The sequence below is a fragment of the Hydrocoleum sp. CS-953 genome, from assembly GCF_002260545.1.
GTDB lineage: Bacteria > Cyanobacteriota > Cyanobacteriia > Cyanobacteriales > Microcoleaceae > Trichodesmium.
In genome coordinates this window covers 1-15624 of record NZ_LGSU01001467.1, presented here as the reverse complement: position 1 = coordinate 15624, position 15624 = coordinate 1, and the positions used below count along the sequence as shown (strand labels likewise).

The window sequence follows — 15624 nt, the reverse complement described above, 5'->3', positions numbered from 1 at the left end:
GAGTAGGGGAGTGGGGGAGATTGAATGCGGAAATATTTTTCCAACTATTCCCTCTCTTGGTCAGCATTCCGCAAGCGAGCTGTCGGCGACGCGGGGTCTGACCGCTTGCGACTTTTGTCGTCGCGGGGTCGCACCGCTGTTCCCTATTCCCTATTCCCTGCTATAAGAAAAAATGGAAAAAATACGCCTGAGTCATCCCAGACGTATTCACAATAGAATTTTCAAAAGTCGTTTAGCACATAAATACTATCTCAGACAAAGACAAAGATTCTTTGACAACTGATAACTGAGTTACAGCAATTTACTTTAAGGACGTCACAAATAGATTCAAACTTTAGATGTGAAATTATTTCCTGAAGTTACTGTATAGTCAAAATTTTGATCCGATAAAATCTTACTTTTGACTTTTGACTTTTGACTTCCGTGAAACGCTATTACTACAGAGCATTAGCACCACCTACAACCTCAAGCAATTCTTGAGTAATAGCAGCTTGCCGAGCCTTATTATAAGAAAGAGTTAATGTACCAGCCAATTCACTAGCATTATCACTAGCATTACTCATCGCAGTCATCCGAGATGCTAACTCACTAGCAGATGACTCTTGCCACGCTCTCAATAACTGGTTAGTCAAGAATAATGGTAACAGAGCCTCTAAAATTTGAGTTGGCTGTTGCTCAAAAATCATGTCGCGGGGGAGACTCTTAGTAGGTACAGCAACCTTTTCTCGTGATACTTCAAACTCACCACCTTTAGTAGTCAAACGGAAGATTTCATCATCCTGAACTTCCAAACCTTGAGGATCGAGAGGTAAGATAGTTTGAACTACAGGTTTAGAACTAATTAGTGAGATAAACTTAGTATAAACTAACTCTACCCTATCTATTGAACCTGAGAGAAAATCAGCAANTTAGTAGGTACAGCAACCTTTTCTCGTGATACTTCAAACTCACCACCTTTAGTAGTCAAACGGAAGATTTCATCATCCTGAACTTCCAAACCTTGAGGATCGAGAGGTAAGATAGTTTGAACTACAGGTTTAGAACTAATTAGTGAGATAAACTTAGTATAAACTAACTCTACCCTATCTATTGAACCTGAGAGAAAATCAGCAAGCATTTCATCGCTCAGTGCTGAAGCGTTCTCAGCAGTTGGGATTTTTTCAGGGTTATCATAAGTATTTAAAATCGGAACTTCTCTACGTTGGAAATATTGAATGGCTTTGCGCCCTACCAATATATATTTATAATCAATTCCTTGTTCTGTGAGTTCACGCGCCCTAGTTTCTGCACGCTTAATAATACTCGTATTATAACTACCACACAGACCACGATTTCCAGAAATGACTAATAACCCAACTGTTTTAATTTCCCTTTGTTGGAGTAGGGGTAGGTCTAAACTTTCAAACTGTAAACGTTCGGCAAGTCCATATAAAACTTGAGCAAGGCGATCGGCAAAAGGTCTTGTAGCAATTACTTGTTCTTGGGCACGACGCACTTTAGCTGCTGCCACTAGACGCATTGCTTCTGTAATTTTTTTTGTGTTTTTGATCGATTTGATGCGATCGCGAATAGCTTTTAAATTAGGCATTGTTTTTGAATAAGTGAAGAAGGAAGAAGGAAGAAGGAAAAGCCTTGACTTTTTCTTGTGGGTCAACTAGATTCAACTTTCTTAAAAACTCTGTATTTAATCTAGTAGACCGACACAGGTAAAATGGTGTATTAGATAATTCGGGGCGGGTTTATCCAATCAAATGTGAAGACTCATTAATTTAACGTGGAAACCCGCCCCTACTATTGCAACATTTTAGGTGTGTCACGCCACTAATTTTTTCAGCATTTAGTTAGTCAATTTATCTAACTAATAATAGTGGTTAATTGTTGTTTACCATTAACAACTAACCACTAACTATCTATCACCGAGGAGCAACTAATCTACTAAGCTGATACCAAGAATGTTTGCTTATACTCAGTGATACCCTCTTTTAACAGAGCTTGTGCTTCATCGGTAAGTACCTTTTCAGTGCTAATTATTTCACCGAACTTAGGCTTACTATTGTTAAAGTAATCTAGTAAACCAGCAATAAACTTAGCTACTTTCTCCAGAGGAATATCATCCAAGTAACCATTAATACCAGAATAAATTGCTACTACCTGTTCAGAAAGTGACCGAGGTGAGTTTTGAGGTTGCTTCAAAATTTCCCGTAAACGTTGACCCCGTGCCAGTTGATTTTGAGTAGCTTTATCCAGGTCAGACGCAAACTGGGAGAATGCTTCTAATTCAGCAAACTGAGCTAGCTCTAACTTAATTTTACCAGCAACCTTTTTAATTGCTTTAGTTTGAGCCGCAGAACCCACCCTGGATACAGAAACACCAGCATTCACCGCTGGGCGGAAACCTGAGTTGAATAGGTCACTAGATAAGAAGATTTGACCGTCAGTAATAGAAATTACGTTAGTAGGAATGTAAGCTGAAACGTCACCTGCTTGAGTTTCAATAATTGGTAGAGCAGTCATACTACCTGCACCGAGTTTGTCACTCAGTTTAGCAGCTCTTTCTAGGAGACGAGAGTGGAGATAAAATACGTCTCCTGGATATGCTTCCCGACCTGGTGGACGACGTAATAGTAAGGATACCTGACGATAAGCTTGAGCTTGCTTAGAAAGGTCATCGTAGATTACCAGAGTTGCTTTGCCTTTGTACATGAAGTATTCGGCAATAGTCGCACCAGTGTAAGGAGCCAAGTATTGCAGAGTTGCAGGGTCACTAGCGTTAGCAGCTACTACAACTGTATAATCTAGTGCGCCTTTTTCTTCCAGAGTACCTACTACCTGAGCTACTGTAGAAGCTTTTTGACCAATAGCTACATATACACAAACAACATCTTCGCCTTTTTGGTTAATAATAGTATCGATGGCGATCGCTGTTTTACCTGTTTGTCTGTCACCAATGATTAATTCCCGCTGACCTCTACCAATAGGAATCATAGAGTCAATCGCAGTAATACCTGTTTGCATAGGTTCGTGAACAGAACGGCGATCGATAATTCCTGGAGCTGGAGATTCCAACAAGCGACTGTCAGTGGTTTGAATATCTCCTTTACCGTCAATTGCACGACCGAGGCCATCAACCACCCGACCAATCAACGCATCTCCTACTGGCACCTGGGCAATTCTACCTGTAGCGGTTACAGCAGATCCTTCTTGGATTTCTCTGCCCTCACCCATTAATACCGCACCTACGTTGTCTTCTTCTAGGTTTTGGGCAATACCTATAGTACCATCTGCGAACTCTACCAGTTCTCCGGCCATTACTTTGTCTAGCCCATAAATACGGGCAATACCATCACCCACTTGGAGAACAGTACCAACATTAGATACCTTTACGTCTTGGTCATACTGTTCTATTTGGTCGCGAATAATTTGGNCCCTCACCCATTAATACCGCACCTACGTTGTCTTCTTCTAGGTTTTGGGCAATACCTATAGTACCATCTGCGAACTCTACCAGTTCTCCGGCCATTACTTTGTCTAGCCCATAAATACGGGCAATACCATCACCCACTTGGAGAACAGTACCAACATTAGATACCTTTACGTCTTGGTCATACTGTTCTATTTGGTCGCGAATAATTTGGCTAATTTCGTCAGGTCTAATTGCTACCATTTTCTTTTTCTGTTGTCAAGTTGTTTTACAAAAATTGAGCGAGTCTTATATAGCAGTTGCCAGGGCAGTCGGGAAATTCCTCAAACTCTCAAATATAGTCACAGCAATAATTTAACTTTGGACTGCTATAGCTAAGAAAGAATTAGTTAGGACTTATGCGGACGACAAATCTTAGAAATGTTTTTCCAACTTATCCCCTGTTCCCTGTTCCCTGTTCCCTATTCCCTGTTCCCTGCTCCCTGCTCCCTGCTATACTGCCTTGAGGCTAACGCCAATTCGACGCAGTTGGCCTTGCAAACTAGAGTCAATTATCTGAGAACCTATTTTGATAATGACACCACCCAGTAGACTAGGGTCGATCTTAGTTTCGATTTCTACTTCCCTTGCACCAGTCATTGATTTGACTCGTTCGCGGACTGTATTTTTTTGGTCTTCGTTTAATTCTACTGTCGAGGTAACTTCTGCTAAAACAGTTTGATTCAGTTCCCGCAATAATGCTAAGTATTGTTTTCCAATCTGTTCTAGAAAAATAATCCGACCTCTATCAATTAGCAGCATTAAAAAATTACGCATAAAGGGATCTACTTGTTCTCCCACCATGCGTTGTACCACTGCTTTTTTGTCCTCTGGCTTAATAACTGGATTTCCCATAAATTGCTTCAATTCTGGGGATTCATCCATGATATTAATCAGGCCACGCACATCTTCAGCAAACCTCTCAGTCAGCTCTTTTGATTTAGCCAAGGACATTAGAGCTGCTGCGTAGGGTTCTACAATTTCACCAGCAATTATACTCATAATTGACCTCCTAGTAGGCCCATGCTACGATCTATTAATTGTTGCTGGGCATTCTCATCTAAAGTTTCTTTGAGTCGAGATTCTACTTGTGCTAATGCTTTAGATGCCACAATTGAGCGCAGTTGAGCAATTGCCTTATCTTTTTCAGTATCCATTTCTTGGTTAGCAGTAGCTTTCATCCGCTCAATATCTTGTTCGGCCTGCAGTGCAATTCTTTCTTTGACTTCCTGCGCCCTTGTTTCCGCAGTTGCTAGAATTTTTTCTGCTTCTGCTTGAGCTTGGGTCAAATTTTGTTGTTGTTCTGCTAATGCTGCTGCTGCTTGTTGTTGACGCTGTTCTGCTTCTTTGATTGCCTGTTCAATAGTAGCGCGTCTTTCACTAAGAATTTTCCCAATGAAACCTGGCGCAAAATACAGCAGAACTGCAATTAGAATCCCTAAATTAATCAGGTTTGTGTCTAAAAGATCAAAGTTTAGACCAAAACCTTCTTCTGCACTAGCTTCTGTAGCTAGCCATAAAACATTTAACATGATATTCTTTGATAGTCAGCCATTACCAATGGATAATTGATAATTGATAATTGATAATTGATAATTAATCAATCGGGCTTTATTGCCTCTCCTTTTCAATGAATAATTGATAATTGATAATTATGGAAAGCGTTCCGCAAAGCTTTCGGTCCGCAATGCTGCGTATTCATTTCGGCGACTGCCGAAACGCTTTTCATGTCGCGGAGCGAAAGTTAAACAAAAATAATTATCCATTATTCATTATCCATTATCAATTAATGAAAAGCCTTTAATTATCTTGTTCGATGTTGAGCTTAGTTATAGCAGTCGAAGCAAAGGTTAGAACATTATTGTTAAATTCTGAATTCTAAATTTTGCTATCTGACCAATTCTGGTCCTAATAGTTTTTCTAGAATTTGGCGACTCAGAGAGTCTACCTGTTGTTCTAACTGTTCCATAGCTGTTTGCTTTTCCNATGAAAAGCCTTTAATTATCTTGTTCGATGTTGAGCTTAGTTATAGCAGTCGAAGCAAAGGTTAGAACATTATTGTTAAATTCTGAATTCTAAATTTTGCTATCTGACCAATTCTGGTCCTAATAGTTTTTCTAGAATTTGGCGACTCAGAGAGTCTACCTGTTGTTCTAACTGTTCCATAGCTGTTTGCTTTTCCCGCTCTATTTCTTGAGCTGCCTGTTCTCTTTTTGCTTGTGCTTCCTGTTGAGCTTCAGCAACTTTTGTGGCTGCTATTTTCTGAGCTTCTGCTTGAGCTGCAACAATAACCGCCTGAGATTTTTTACGGCTTTCTGCTAACTCTTGCTCGTATTGTTCGGCTAATTGTTTAGCCTTGGCCAAACGTTCTTCTGCTTGTAGTTGATTGTCGCGAATATAATCTGCACGAGAATCTATAGCTTTACCCAGAGGCTTATAAAAAATTTTGTCCAAGACAAAAGCCAGAAGTAGAAATTGAATTGCCATCAAGGGTAGAGTTGCGTTGATGTCAAACAAACCACCCTTTTCTGCTACTTCCTCAACAGCTAGTAAAATTGTCCAATTTATCATTTTCTCTAATCTTTGGTGGTTCCCATAGTTTTTGATTTAAAGATTTTAGATTTTCGATCTCCAAAATCAAAAATCTAAAATCCCTACTTTCTATAAATCAGGGGTTTTATGCAAATGGGTTAGCAAATAGCAACACCAGTGATACCACTAGACCGTAAATTGTTAAAGCTTCCATAAATGCCAAGCTCAACAGTAATGTGCCTCGAATTTTTCCTTCTGCTTCTGGCTGACGAGCAATACCTTCTACAGCTTGACCTGCTGCATTTCCTTGACCAATTCCAGGACCAATAGCACCTAAACCTACAGCTAAAGCAGCAGCAACAACGGAAGCAGCAGCAATCAATGGATCCATAATAATTCTCTTTCCTTTGTTTAACTTAAAGTACAAACTTGACGATTAGAAATATATTGATTACACTGTAGTGCAATCAACTACAAAATGGTCACTCGTTCTAGATGAATTGATGTGATGATTGAAGTGGAGTCTGAAACTGAACCAGTTCAAATTTCTTGCTTTTATCTCACATCACTCATCAACTCTGAATTTTACTTTTGACATCTCCAGGGGTTCTGACACCCTGGATTCTTCTTTTTGTGGGGACTTTTTACTCTACCATCTTCTATCTATAGTGAATCTGGTAACTTTTTATCCCACTAACAGNGAATTGATGTGATGATTGAAGTGGAGTCTGAAACTGAACCAGTTCAAATTTCTTGCTTTTATCTCACATCACTCATCAACTCTGAATTTTACTTTTGACATCTCCAGGGGTTCTGACACCCTGGATTCTTCTTTTTGTGGGGACTTTTTACTCTACCATCTTCTATCTATAGTGAATCTGGTAACTTTTTATCCCACTAACAGCTTAGAATACCAGATTTTGAGTTTTTTTTGAGCAAGTTTTTTTTCTACTGCCTACTTATTCTCTTAATCGTGATGTTCGCCGTGTTCTTCTAAAGCTTCTCCGATGTAGTTAGCAGCTAGGGTTGCAAAAATTAGTGCCTGAATAGCACTTAAGAATAGACCCAAAACCATCAGTGGTAAAGGAATAAACAGAGGTACTAGCAGAACTAGCACTCCTACTACCAATTCATCTGCGAGGATATTACCAAATAAACGGAAGCTTAGGGATAGAGGCTTGGTAAAATCTTCTATGATCTTAAATGGGACCATAAAAGGTACTGGTTCGGCATAACCAGCAAAATATCCTAAGCCTTTTTTACTGATACCTGCATAAAAATATGCTATGGAAGTCAGTAGTGCCAATGCCACTGTTGTATTAATGTCACTTGTAGGGGCAGCTAGTTCTCCTGCAGGTAGTTCTATTACTTTCCAAGGGACTAACGCTCCTGACCAATTTGACACAAATATAAACAAGAACAACGTACCAACAAATGGTACCCAAGGGCGATAATCTTTTTCACCAATCTGGTCTTTTGTTAGACTGCGGATAAATTCCAGGACAGACTCCATGAAATTTTGCATCCCACTAGGAATTCGCTGCACATTAAGTGAGCCTAGCAAAGCAGCCAAAAGTATCAGGGCAATCACAAACCAAGATGTGAGTAAAATTTGCCCATGTATTTTGAGACTACCTAGTTCCCAGTAAAAATGCTGGCCAACTTCCAACTCAGCCAGAGGTAAAAAGTTAATAGTGTTTAAAACATCTAGCATTTTGGTTCTCAGGCTTCCCGATTTATGTCAAGGTGTGAATTAACTAGCTATCAGCTTTTTGCATTTCCGTTCCGGAATGCTCCGCAAACAGATGTCAGCTTGTAGGGGCGAATGGCCATTCGCCCCTACGATTAAAATACCCTACTTCCAAATAAGTAGGATTGTTTAGCATGGGTTTAAATAGCCTTCTAAACTTTCAAAAAATAATCTTGCTGACTGCTGACCGCTTTTTTAATATACTTATGAATTAGGCATCAGCGATGTTCGCAGTACATATATGATTAGGGCTGCTTTGTAAGTCAGAAATCCTAGGAAAATCGGTAAAATTTTTAGCTCATTTAACTGAGTTGCTACTATAATCAACCCAACAAATATAGCTAGTCTTGTTTTACTTAGACCTCCTTTTTCTCTGCCAATACGCTCAACATCTTTAGCCAACATTCTTAAGTAAACCACACTTGTAGTTGCTCCTATCAAATAATTTAGAGCTATGTTTAGGGAGTAAAAAACCCAGACAAAGATAAATATTATACCTGTAATTGTCAAGGTGATTACATATAATTCCTGTTGCAGTTTGTAATACTCTTGTATTGAAGGATCTGGTTCTGCTGATACAGTACCTACTTCTGAAGTATTACTTTCAACAGTTATGGTTTCTGGTGATGTATCAGATGTATTCACAAAAATTAGATACTAATCACAAGTGGTAGGCTTTTTTTATATGCCAAGAGTCATCATATCATGTTGGAGCAAGCATACCTAATAGATATAGCAATATGAAATGATTTGTGAGAAAAAACTGTAGGGGTTTGGTCTCCAAATCGCTTGCTGCTTGGGTTTGGAGACTAAACCCCTACGATAATCTGAAATTTAGTCACAGTATAAGAATGTAGGATCGAGTGGCCATCCCCCCTACTAGCTAGGAGTGAGTAAAATTAAAAGTTTGGATTGAAGCGATCGCACAGTTTCTAGTCCTACTGGCACATTTGTTAGTATTTCTCCTACTGTTACTTGAGATTGGCTGTTTGTCCCATTATCACAAGCTTGCAAAAATTCATATTCTTCCCTTGACAAATTTACCANTAGTCACAGTATAAGAATGTAGGATCGAGTGGCCATCCCCCCTACTAGCTAGGAGTGAGTAAAATTAAAAGTTTGGATTGAAGCGATCGCACAGTTTCTAGTCCTACTGGCACATTTGTTAGTATTTCTCCTACTGTTACTTGAGATTGGCTGTTTGTCCCATTATCACAAGCTTGCAAAAATTCATATTCTTCCCTTGACAAATTTACCAATTTATAGTCACCATCAAATATATTTTCGCTCGGCCATCCCTGGATACAAGGACTTAATTCAGGTATTGCTGCACTGAGAAACTGATCGTTAGACCAATCAACCTTCTGTAGAGGTGGTCTCCCCAAGAAAAACTCGTAATGGCTAATTTGAGGGTCTAATAACTCAATCAAACGATAAAGTTCCTGGTCATTTAAGTCAATTGCTCTTTCTATCAATTCAGGAGATTTTCCTAGAAGTCGTTTAATATCCCAATATTCCGAATTGGAAAATCCGAGAAACTCTAAACCAGATGCTTGTATTAATTCAAAAAGGGTATCAATATTATAGTCAATCTCCTGGGGATGGACATACATATCTGCAAAGCACTCATCTCGTTTATTTTCAAAAGCCCATCTTTCCTGTTCATATTTGACAAGACGATTATTTTCTGGTAGAGAAGCAAAAAGTTGACGTCCGATTTTCACTCCATCTTTGTAGTTGCCACGTTCATTACCTTGAAGGATAGCGATCGCCTGCTGCATCAAACTAATTTCCCAGCGCCCCAACTCTGCATAAACAAAGATGTGCATAATTCCACCAGGGGCTAACTTCAAAGCTAGATTTTGTATACCTCGAATTGGATCGGGTAAATGGTGCAGTACCCCCACACAATTAATAAAGTCAAACTCTCCCTCTAATTTGCCCACATCATATATGCTGAGATGATGAAATTCGACTTGCGAAGCTCCCGAACGGTTACACCTTTCCTTTGCCACCCGTAAAGCACCACTACTTAAATCTATTCCGACTACAGATGCTTGAGGGTTGAGGTGAACCAAATAATCTGTACTAGAACCTGTACCACAACCTGCATCTAAAATTCTAATATCTTGTTTTTTCGGTTTTTGACCACTGCAAAAACTATAAGCTACTGGCCAACTCCAGCGCCAATTGTATCCAGGAGGTGCTTCATCTACTAAAGGGTCTGGAGGAAATGGAAAAGTATCATAGAGTCCTTCAACGGCAGAACTAATATCAAGTTTATCTTTCATATTCGAGTAAAAAAAATAAGATTGAGTGTGGGAATACAGATGATTGTTGAGAATATGGGGAAAACTTAGTGTTACTACACAAAAGTTAAAAACTAAAAGAATTAGTTGAGCAAGATTTGACCAAAAAATATCAATAGCCTGACCTTATTAAGGGAATGAAAAAGCGGTCGTTTGCAGAGTATTCCGTCAGGAAAGTTGTGCGCGAGCTAAACGCCATATCTAATCGACCAAGAGAAAATCAACTTCAGTATTTCCAGCCTTTAGCTTTCCTAGGTCATGCGGAGCTAACAGCCAGAGGTACTGTTAAGTGATAACTGAAATGGCCTAGTCTCCCAATTATCAACAATTACTTAACAAAATTTATTATTTTTTCTAAGATAAATGACCATAAATCTATAAAATAAAATTCTGTAAGGTTTTTTAACAAAAGCAGGTAGTTAGCCCAAAACATTTTACCTTGAAACAGATCGGTAAAAGCTAGAAAGTAAAAATAGCCAAAATACCTACTTTCTTTAGCGTCAATATTTAGATCGAATTACTGTTACAAAAACCCAAGTTTAATAGTAAAACAATGATACTAATAAATGAGGCATTTTGGGGGAAGCAATACCTAAATATAAAACTCAACTCTAGCATAATACTTACCCAAACAAGGTCTAAGTTTCTGATGCTAATATCGAAATCAAAAATTTGATTTTAACCTACAGTATTTTAACTGTAGAACTTAAACAAATATGGTGTTGTTTAAAGGGGCATGTGGGAAACACATAAACCTTATTTAGGTACATAAAACCCCCTAAATCACCCATTAACTCTGGAATAGTACAGAAGCTGGAGTACAAATCAANAACCTACAGTATTTTAACTGTAGAACTTAAACAAATATGGTGTTGTTTAAAGGGGCATGTGGGAAACACATAAACCTTATTTAGGTACATAAAACCCCCTAAATCACCCATTAACTCTGGAATAGTACAGAAGCTGGAGTACAAATCAAGTTTTCTGTCTAAAGTATTAAAACCAAAAAAATGATCAATTATTGATTTGGTTTTAATATCAGCTTTGATGGCAGAAAATATCTTCAGGCTTACCTTAAGAAAACTGTGCTTTTCCTCAAAGGAAAGCCTGTTGGAAATATCATAAAAATTCAAATTAAACAGTCTGAATAGAAGCTGTAAAAACTTCAAATAGGGAGCGACAAAAATAGAATGACTGTCAAAGCAAGTGGTGGAAGTTCAGTTGCACGTCCGCAACTATATCAAACTGTACCAGCATCAACTATTTCTCAAGCGGAACAACAAGACCGCTTTCTAGGAAAAGGTGAACTAGACGAACTGGCAACATTTTTTAGTTCGGGAGCCAAACGTTTAGAAATTGCTCAAATATTGACCAATAATTCAGAAAGAATTGTTTCTGTTGCCGCCAATACTATTTTTACTGGTGGTTCTCCTATGGCTTTCTTGGAAAAGCCTGATGAAACACCAATGGCCATGAGTGCTGTTGCTGCGACAACAACTTCAGTTTCTGAAGGTATGAAACTGGGTACTGTTACTTATGTGGAGAAAAAGGGTGGAAGTAACCCACTTCAAGGTTTACGCAACCTGTTTACTAATATAGGTGGAAGTAGTGCTGGCCCCATACCTGCTGGTTTCCGACCAATTCCTGTGTCTAAGTATGGCCCCGCTAATATGACTAAATCTTTGCGGGACTTATCCTGGTTCTTACGGTACATTACTTATGCTATTGTGGCCGGAGACCCTAACATTATTTCAGTGAACGTTCGTGGTTTAAGAGAAATTATTGAGAATGCTTGTTCTAGTGCAGCTACTATTGTGGCTATCCAACAGATGCGACAAGCTTCGATTAGATATTTTCAAGACCAGGAAGCTAAGGACATCGTTGCCCAATACTTTGATGTACTTTTAACGGAGTTTCGTGGGGCAACACCTTCTAATAAGCAACGCCAGGGTCAGAGTTCAGATCAGCAAGGTCTAGAATTACCACAAATTTACTTCAATGCTGCCGAAAGACGACAAAAGTTTGTAATGAAGCCTGGTTTGTCTAACTTTGAAAAACAGGATGTCATTAAAGCAGCTTATCGCCAGGTATTTGAACGGGACATTACCCGAGCTTATCGCTTGAATATTTCCTACCTGGAATCTCAGGCCAAAAACTGCGAAATCTCTATGAAGGAGTTTATTCGTCGTTTGGGCAAATCTCCTCTGTACCGGAAAGAGTTCTATGAAGGATTTGTTAATAGCCGTGTAGTGGAACTGGCTACTCGTCACTTCTTGGGCCGTGGTTTAAGTTCACCAGAAGAGTTTAGAAAATATTTTGACATTGTTACTAAAGGTGGTTTGTCCGCTTTAGTAGATGCTATGGTGGACTCTCAAGAATACTCCGATTATTTTGGGGAAGAGACTGTACCATATTTGCGTGGTTTAGGTCAAGAGGCTCAGGAATGTCGTAACTGGGGAGTACAACTTGACTTATTTAACTATAGTGCCCCTTTCCGGAAGGTACCTCNGTTTAGAAAATATTTTGACATTGTTACTAAAGGTGGTTTGTCCGCTTTAGTAGATGCTATGGTGGACTCTCAAGAATACTCCGATTATTTTGGGGAAGAGACTGTACCATATTTGCGTGGTTTAGGTCAAGAGGCTCAGGAATGTCGTAACTGGGGAGTACAACTTGACTTATTTAACTATAGTGCCCCTTTCCGGAAGGTACCTCAGTTTGTTACTTTATTTGCTGACTATAATCAACCGTTGCCAGATCAGCACGTTTATGGTACTGGTAACGACCCATTAGAAATTCAGTTTGGGGCAATATTCCCGAAAGAAACTCGCAACCCCAAAAATCGTCCTGCACCTTTCGGTAAAGATACTCGTCGGATTTTAATTCGTCAGGGCGCTGGTATTGATAACCAAATTAGTAACCCTGGTGCAGTAGCTCAAAATCCTGGTTCTCTAGGTCCGAAGGTATTCAAGTTGGATCAACTACCTAGTGGTTATGTTAGTAGTGGTTTCAGTAACTCTGGTGGTAGTAACGGTGCTAGCATTAAGTATTCTGAAGTTTCTACTCAAAAGATTATCGCTGCTGCTTATCGTCAGGTATTTGGTCGGGATGTTTACGATGGTCAACGTCTGAAAAGTGCTGAGAACAGACTGGAAAATGGTGATATCACTCTTCGCGAGTTTATTCGCGCTCTGGCGAAGTCTGACACTTTCAGAAATATGTATTGGACTTCCTTGTATGTATGTAAGGCGGTTGAGTATATTCATCGGCGGTTGTTAGGTCGTCCGACTTATGGTCGTAAGGAAATTAATTCTTACTTTGATATTTGTGCTAAGAAGGGTTTTTATGCTCTAGTTGATGCCATTATTGATGGTAAAGAATATAACGAAGCTTTTGGGGAAGATACTATTCCTTACGAACGCTACTTAACTCCTGCTGGTTTATCTTTACGAAATACAAGGGTAGGCAGTATTGGTGACAAAAATCTGCAAGTTGAGACAGAAACAACACCAAGATTTGTTGAGTTGGGAACTCCTGGGGAAGTTCGCAGCGAACCTGATGTTGAGGTTCGAGTTATTCAAGGTGTTAACAAGCAACGGGAGCAGTCTAAGGTATTTAAGTTAACAAGTACCGAAGATCAGCAACAGTTGAAAATGGTTATTGCTGCTGCTTACCGTCAGATTTTTGAGCGGGATATCGATGCTTATATAGTTAGGACTGAGTTCTCTTCTCTGGAAAGTAAGTTAGGGAATAATGAAATTAATCTCAAGGAGTTCATTGAGGGATTAGGTTGTTCTNAAAATGGTTATTGCTGCTGCTTACCGTCAGATTTTTGAGCGGGATATCGATGCTTATATAGTTAGGACTGAGTTCTCTTCTCTGGAAAGTAAGTTAGGGAATAATGAAATTAATCTCAAGGAGTTCATTGAGGGATTAGGTTGTTCTCAACTTTATATTAAGGAGTTCTACACACCTTATCCTAATACTAAGGTGATTGAACTTGGTACTAAGCATTTCTTAGGTCGCGCTCCTCTCAATCAAGTTGAGATTCGGAAGTATAATCAGATTTTAGCGACTTCAGGTATTAAGGGTTTTATCGGCGCTATGGTAAATAGTGTTGAATACAGTGAGATGTTTGGTGAGGATACTGTTCCTTATCGTCGTTTCCCAACTCTTCCTGCTGCTAACTTCCCGAATACTGAAAGGTTGTATAATCAGTTGACTAAGCAGAATGAGGATTTGGTTGTACCTAGTTTTGAACCAGTAGCTGTAACAGATCGCAGTTAACAATTAGCAATCAGCAATCAGCACTCAGCACTCAGCAGTAAATGTTTAGAAGATGATTTAAAACCTACCTCTAAAGGCTAATAGCTGTTTGCGGAGCATTCCGTTTGAATTAATATTGTTTCCCCTGCTATAGATTTTTATAGTAGGGGATTTTTTTAGCTGAAGTCATAAGTCATATCATGTCCGAATAATTAGTGATAAAAAAAGCTTTTGTTTGTAGTTGGGGTTTAGCCCGAAGGTAGATATTTCGAGGGCTATAGCAATTATACGAGCTTTAATTCTAACTATTCAACCGGACATGATATTATATCAAACCCGGCAGTGTCGGTATAAATAAAGCAGAGAAACGAGAAACCGGGTTTATATGAAGTGCCCTACGCTTGCTGAAATCTCTCTCCCATAAACCCGGTTTCTGATAACACTTCCATTGCCAGTTTAAGCATTGATAAATATCCTAACCTATCTGCTAGATGCTACAATAACTGCAACAATACCTATAACAAGAGCGATCGCTAGAAAAACTAAGGTAATAATTAATAACCAATATTGTAGTCGGTATAATTTTCGGAGTTCGCCTAATGCTCCCATGAGGTTAACAATATCGTTTCCTTGAGTATCAACAATAAGTTTAAAAGAAGAAGCAGCTTTTAAAGTCCAAACACCAATAAGTATATCAACAACTGCTGGAATGACAACACCTGCATTTAAATCCAATAAACCAATGATTCCGGAAAGAACTCCTCCAGCAATTAGAAAGTAACTGACAAAGCGCATTTTATTGGATAAGTCGAGAATTAGTTCGTTTTGAGATTGATCGAATTCATATTGTTGAGCTTCCATTTTTTGTCTCCTTGGAGTAGTTAAAATTGAATTTAAGTCAGTTTAATTATGCAACATTCTCATACTGTTTCACTTCACGGAAGTCAAAAGTTAAAAGTCAAAAGTCAAAAGTGATATTTAATATCATGTCCGGTAGCATCGGTCTTGTATAGGGAAGGTAAGGAAGAAGGAAGAAGGAAGAAAGAAGAAGGAAGAAAGAAGAAGGAAGAAGGAAAAACCTTGCTAATGCTAGCTCTTTCCCCAACTTTTACACGCTCCGATACCAACGGACATGATATAATATCAAATCTGCTTAATATCATGTCCGGTAGCATCGGTTAGGAGAGAAGGAAGAAGAAAAGGAAAAACCTTACATAAGTTCAATAATTGATAATTGATAATTGATAATTACCTCTCCCTAAAACGGATAGGATTGAATAAAAGGAAAATAAATTCATTGTTTCTCT

The 15624-nt window shown here is 38.9% G+C and carries 11 protein-coding genes and 5 pseudogenes; 3 read left to right on the top strand and 13 right to left on the bottom strand.

Going from position 1 to position 15624, the window contains the following annotated elements; genetic code table 11:
* Nucleotides 1-437 precede the first annotated feature (437 nt).
* The 12 genes and pseudogenes from AFK68_RS31675 to AFK68_RS31620 form a co-directional block, all read right to left on the bottom strand.
* Nucleotides 438-907: pseudogene (locus AFK68_RS31675) on the bottom strand (F0F1 ATP synthase subunit gamma); the annotation flags it as partial.
* Nucleotide 908: 1 nt separating this feature from the next.
* Nucleotides 909-1588, bottom strand: a 680-nt coding sequence (atpG, locus tag AFK68_RS31670) for an ATP synthase F1 subunit gamma (RefSeq protein ID WP_143438496.1), incomplete at its 3' end; no start/stop codon positions are given.
* Between the two features lie 347 nt (nt 1589-1935).
* A complete protein-coding gene (gene atpA, locus AFK68_RS31665) occupies nt 1936-3420 on the bottom strand; it encodes a F0F1 ATP synthase subunit alpha (RefSeq protein ID WP_246844584.1) in 1485 nt (494 codons plus the stop codon).
* Between the two features lie 5 nt (nt 3421-3425).
* A pseudogene (locus AFK68_RS31660) lies at nt 3426-3664 on the bottom strand (F0F1 ATP synthase subunit alpha); the annotation flags it as partial.
* A gap of 249 nt (nt 3665-3913) precedes the next feature.
* On the bottom strand, nt 3914-4462 hold the full coding sequence (gene atpH, locus AFK68_RS31655; protein ID WP_094678093.1) for an ATP synthase F1 subunit delta: 549 nt from the start codon (nt 4460-4462) through the stop codon (nt 3914-3916).
* On the bottom strand, nt 4459-4992 hold the full coding sequence (locus tag AFK68_RS31650) for a F0F1 ATP synthase subunit B (protein ID WP_094678091.1): 534 nt from the start codon (nt 4990-4992) through the stop codon (nt 4459-4461). The genes atpH and AFK68_RS31650 overlap by 4 nt, the downstream gene beginning before the upstream one ends.
* Before the next feature lie 356 nt (nt 4993-5348).
* Nucleotides 5349-5445: pseudogene (locus AFK68_RS42975) on the bottom strand (F0F1 ATP synthase subunit B'); the annotation flags it as partial.
* 100 nt (nt 5446-5545) lie between these two features.
* Nucleotides 5546-6031: a F0F1 ATP synthase subunit B' gene (locus AFK68_RS31640; RefSeq protein ID WP_094678089.1), complete on the bottom strand. Its 486-nt coding sequence runs from the start codon at nt 6029-6031 to the stop codon at nt 5546-5548.
* A 106-nt stretch (nt 6032-6137) separates the two neighbouring features.
* Complete coding sequence (gene atpE, locus AFK68_RS31635) at nt 6138-6383, bottom strand: ATP synthase F0 subunit C (RefSeq protein ID WP_011611801.1); 246 nt, start codon at nt 6381-6383, stop codon at nt 6138-6140.
* A gap of 576 nt (nt 6384-6959) precedes the next feature.
* On the bottom strand, nt 6960-7706 hold the full coding sequence (gene atpB, locus AFK68_RS31630) for a F0F1 ATP synthase subunit A (protein ID WP_094678087.1): 747 nt from the start codon (nt 7704-7706) through the stop codon (nt 6960-6962).
* 240 nt (nt 7707-7946) lie between these two features.
* Nucleotides 7947-8387 carry an ATP synthase subunit I gene (locus AFK68_RS31625; protein ID WP_094678085.1) on the bottom strand — a complete coding sequence of 147 codons (441 nt, stop codon included), beginning with the start codon at nt 8385-8387 and terminating at the stop codon, nt 7947-7949.
* A 446-nt stretch (nt 8388-8833) separates the two neighbouring features.
* Entirely contained in the window at nt 8834-10033 is a 1200-nt protein-coding gene (locus AFK68_RS31620) for a bifunctional 2-polyprenyl-6-hydroxyphenol methylase/3-demethylubiquinol 3-O-methyltransferase UbiG (protein ID WP_094678083.1), read from the bottom strand.
* 1208 nt (nt 10034-11241) lie between these two features.
* Between AFK68_RS31620 and AFK68_RS31615 the strand changes: the two are divergent.
* The 3 genes and pseudogenes from AFK68_RS31615 to AFK68_RS37665 all read left to right on the top strand — a co-directional run.
* A pseudogene (locus AFK68_RS31615) lies at nt 11242-12559 on the top strand (phycobilisome rod-core linker polypeptide); the annotation flags it as partial.
* 1 nt (nt 12560) lies between these two features.
* Nucleotides 12561-13848, top strand: a pseudogene (locus AFK68_RS42970) (phycobilisome rod-core linker polypeptide); the annotation flags it as partial.
* 1 nt (nt 13849) lies between these two features.
* Nucleotides 13850-14338, top strand: a 489-nt coding sequence (locus tag AFK68_RS37665; protein ID WP_246844583.1) for a phycobilisome rod-core linker polypeptide, incomplete at its 5' end; no start/stop codon positions are given.
* Nucleotides 14339-14797: 459 nt separating this feature from the next.
* Here the strand turns inward: AFK68_RS37665 and AFK68_RS31605 are convergent.
* Nucleotides 14798-15178, bottom strand: coding sequence for a hypothetical protein (locus tag AFK68_RS31605; RefSeq protein WP_094678081.1), 381 nt, complete (start codon nt 15176-15178; stop codon nt 14798-14800).
* Nucleotides 15179-15624: the final 446 nt, after the last annotated feature.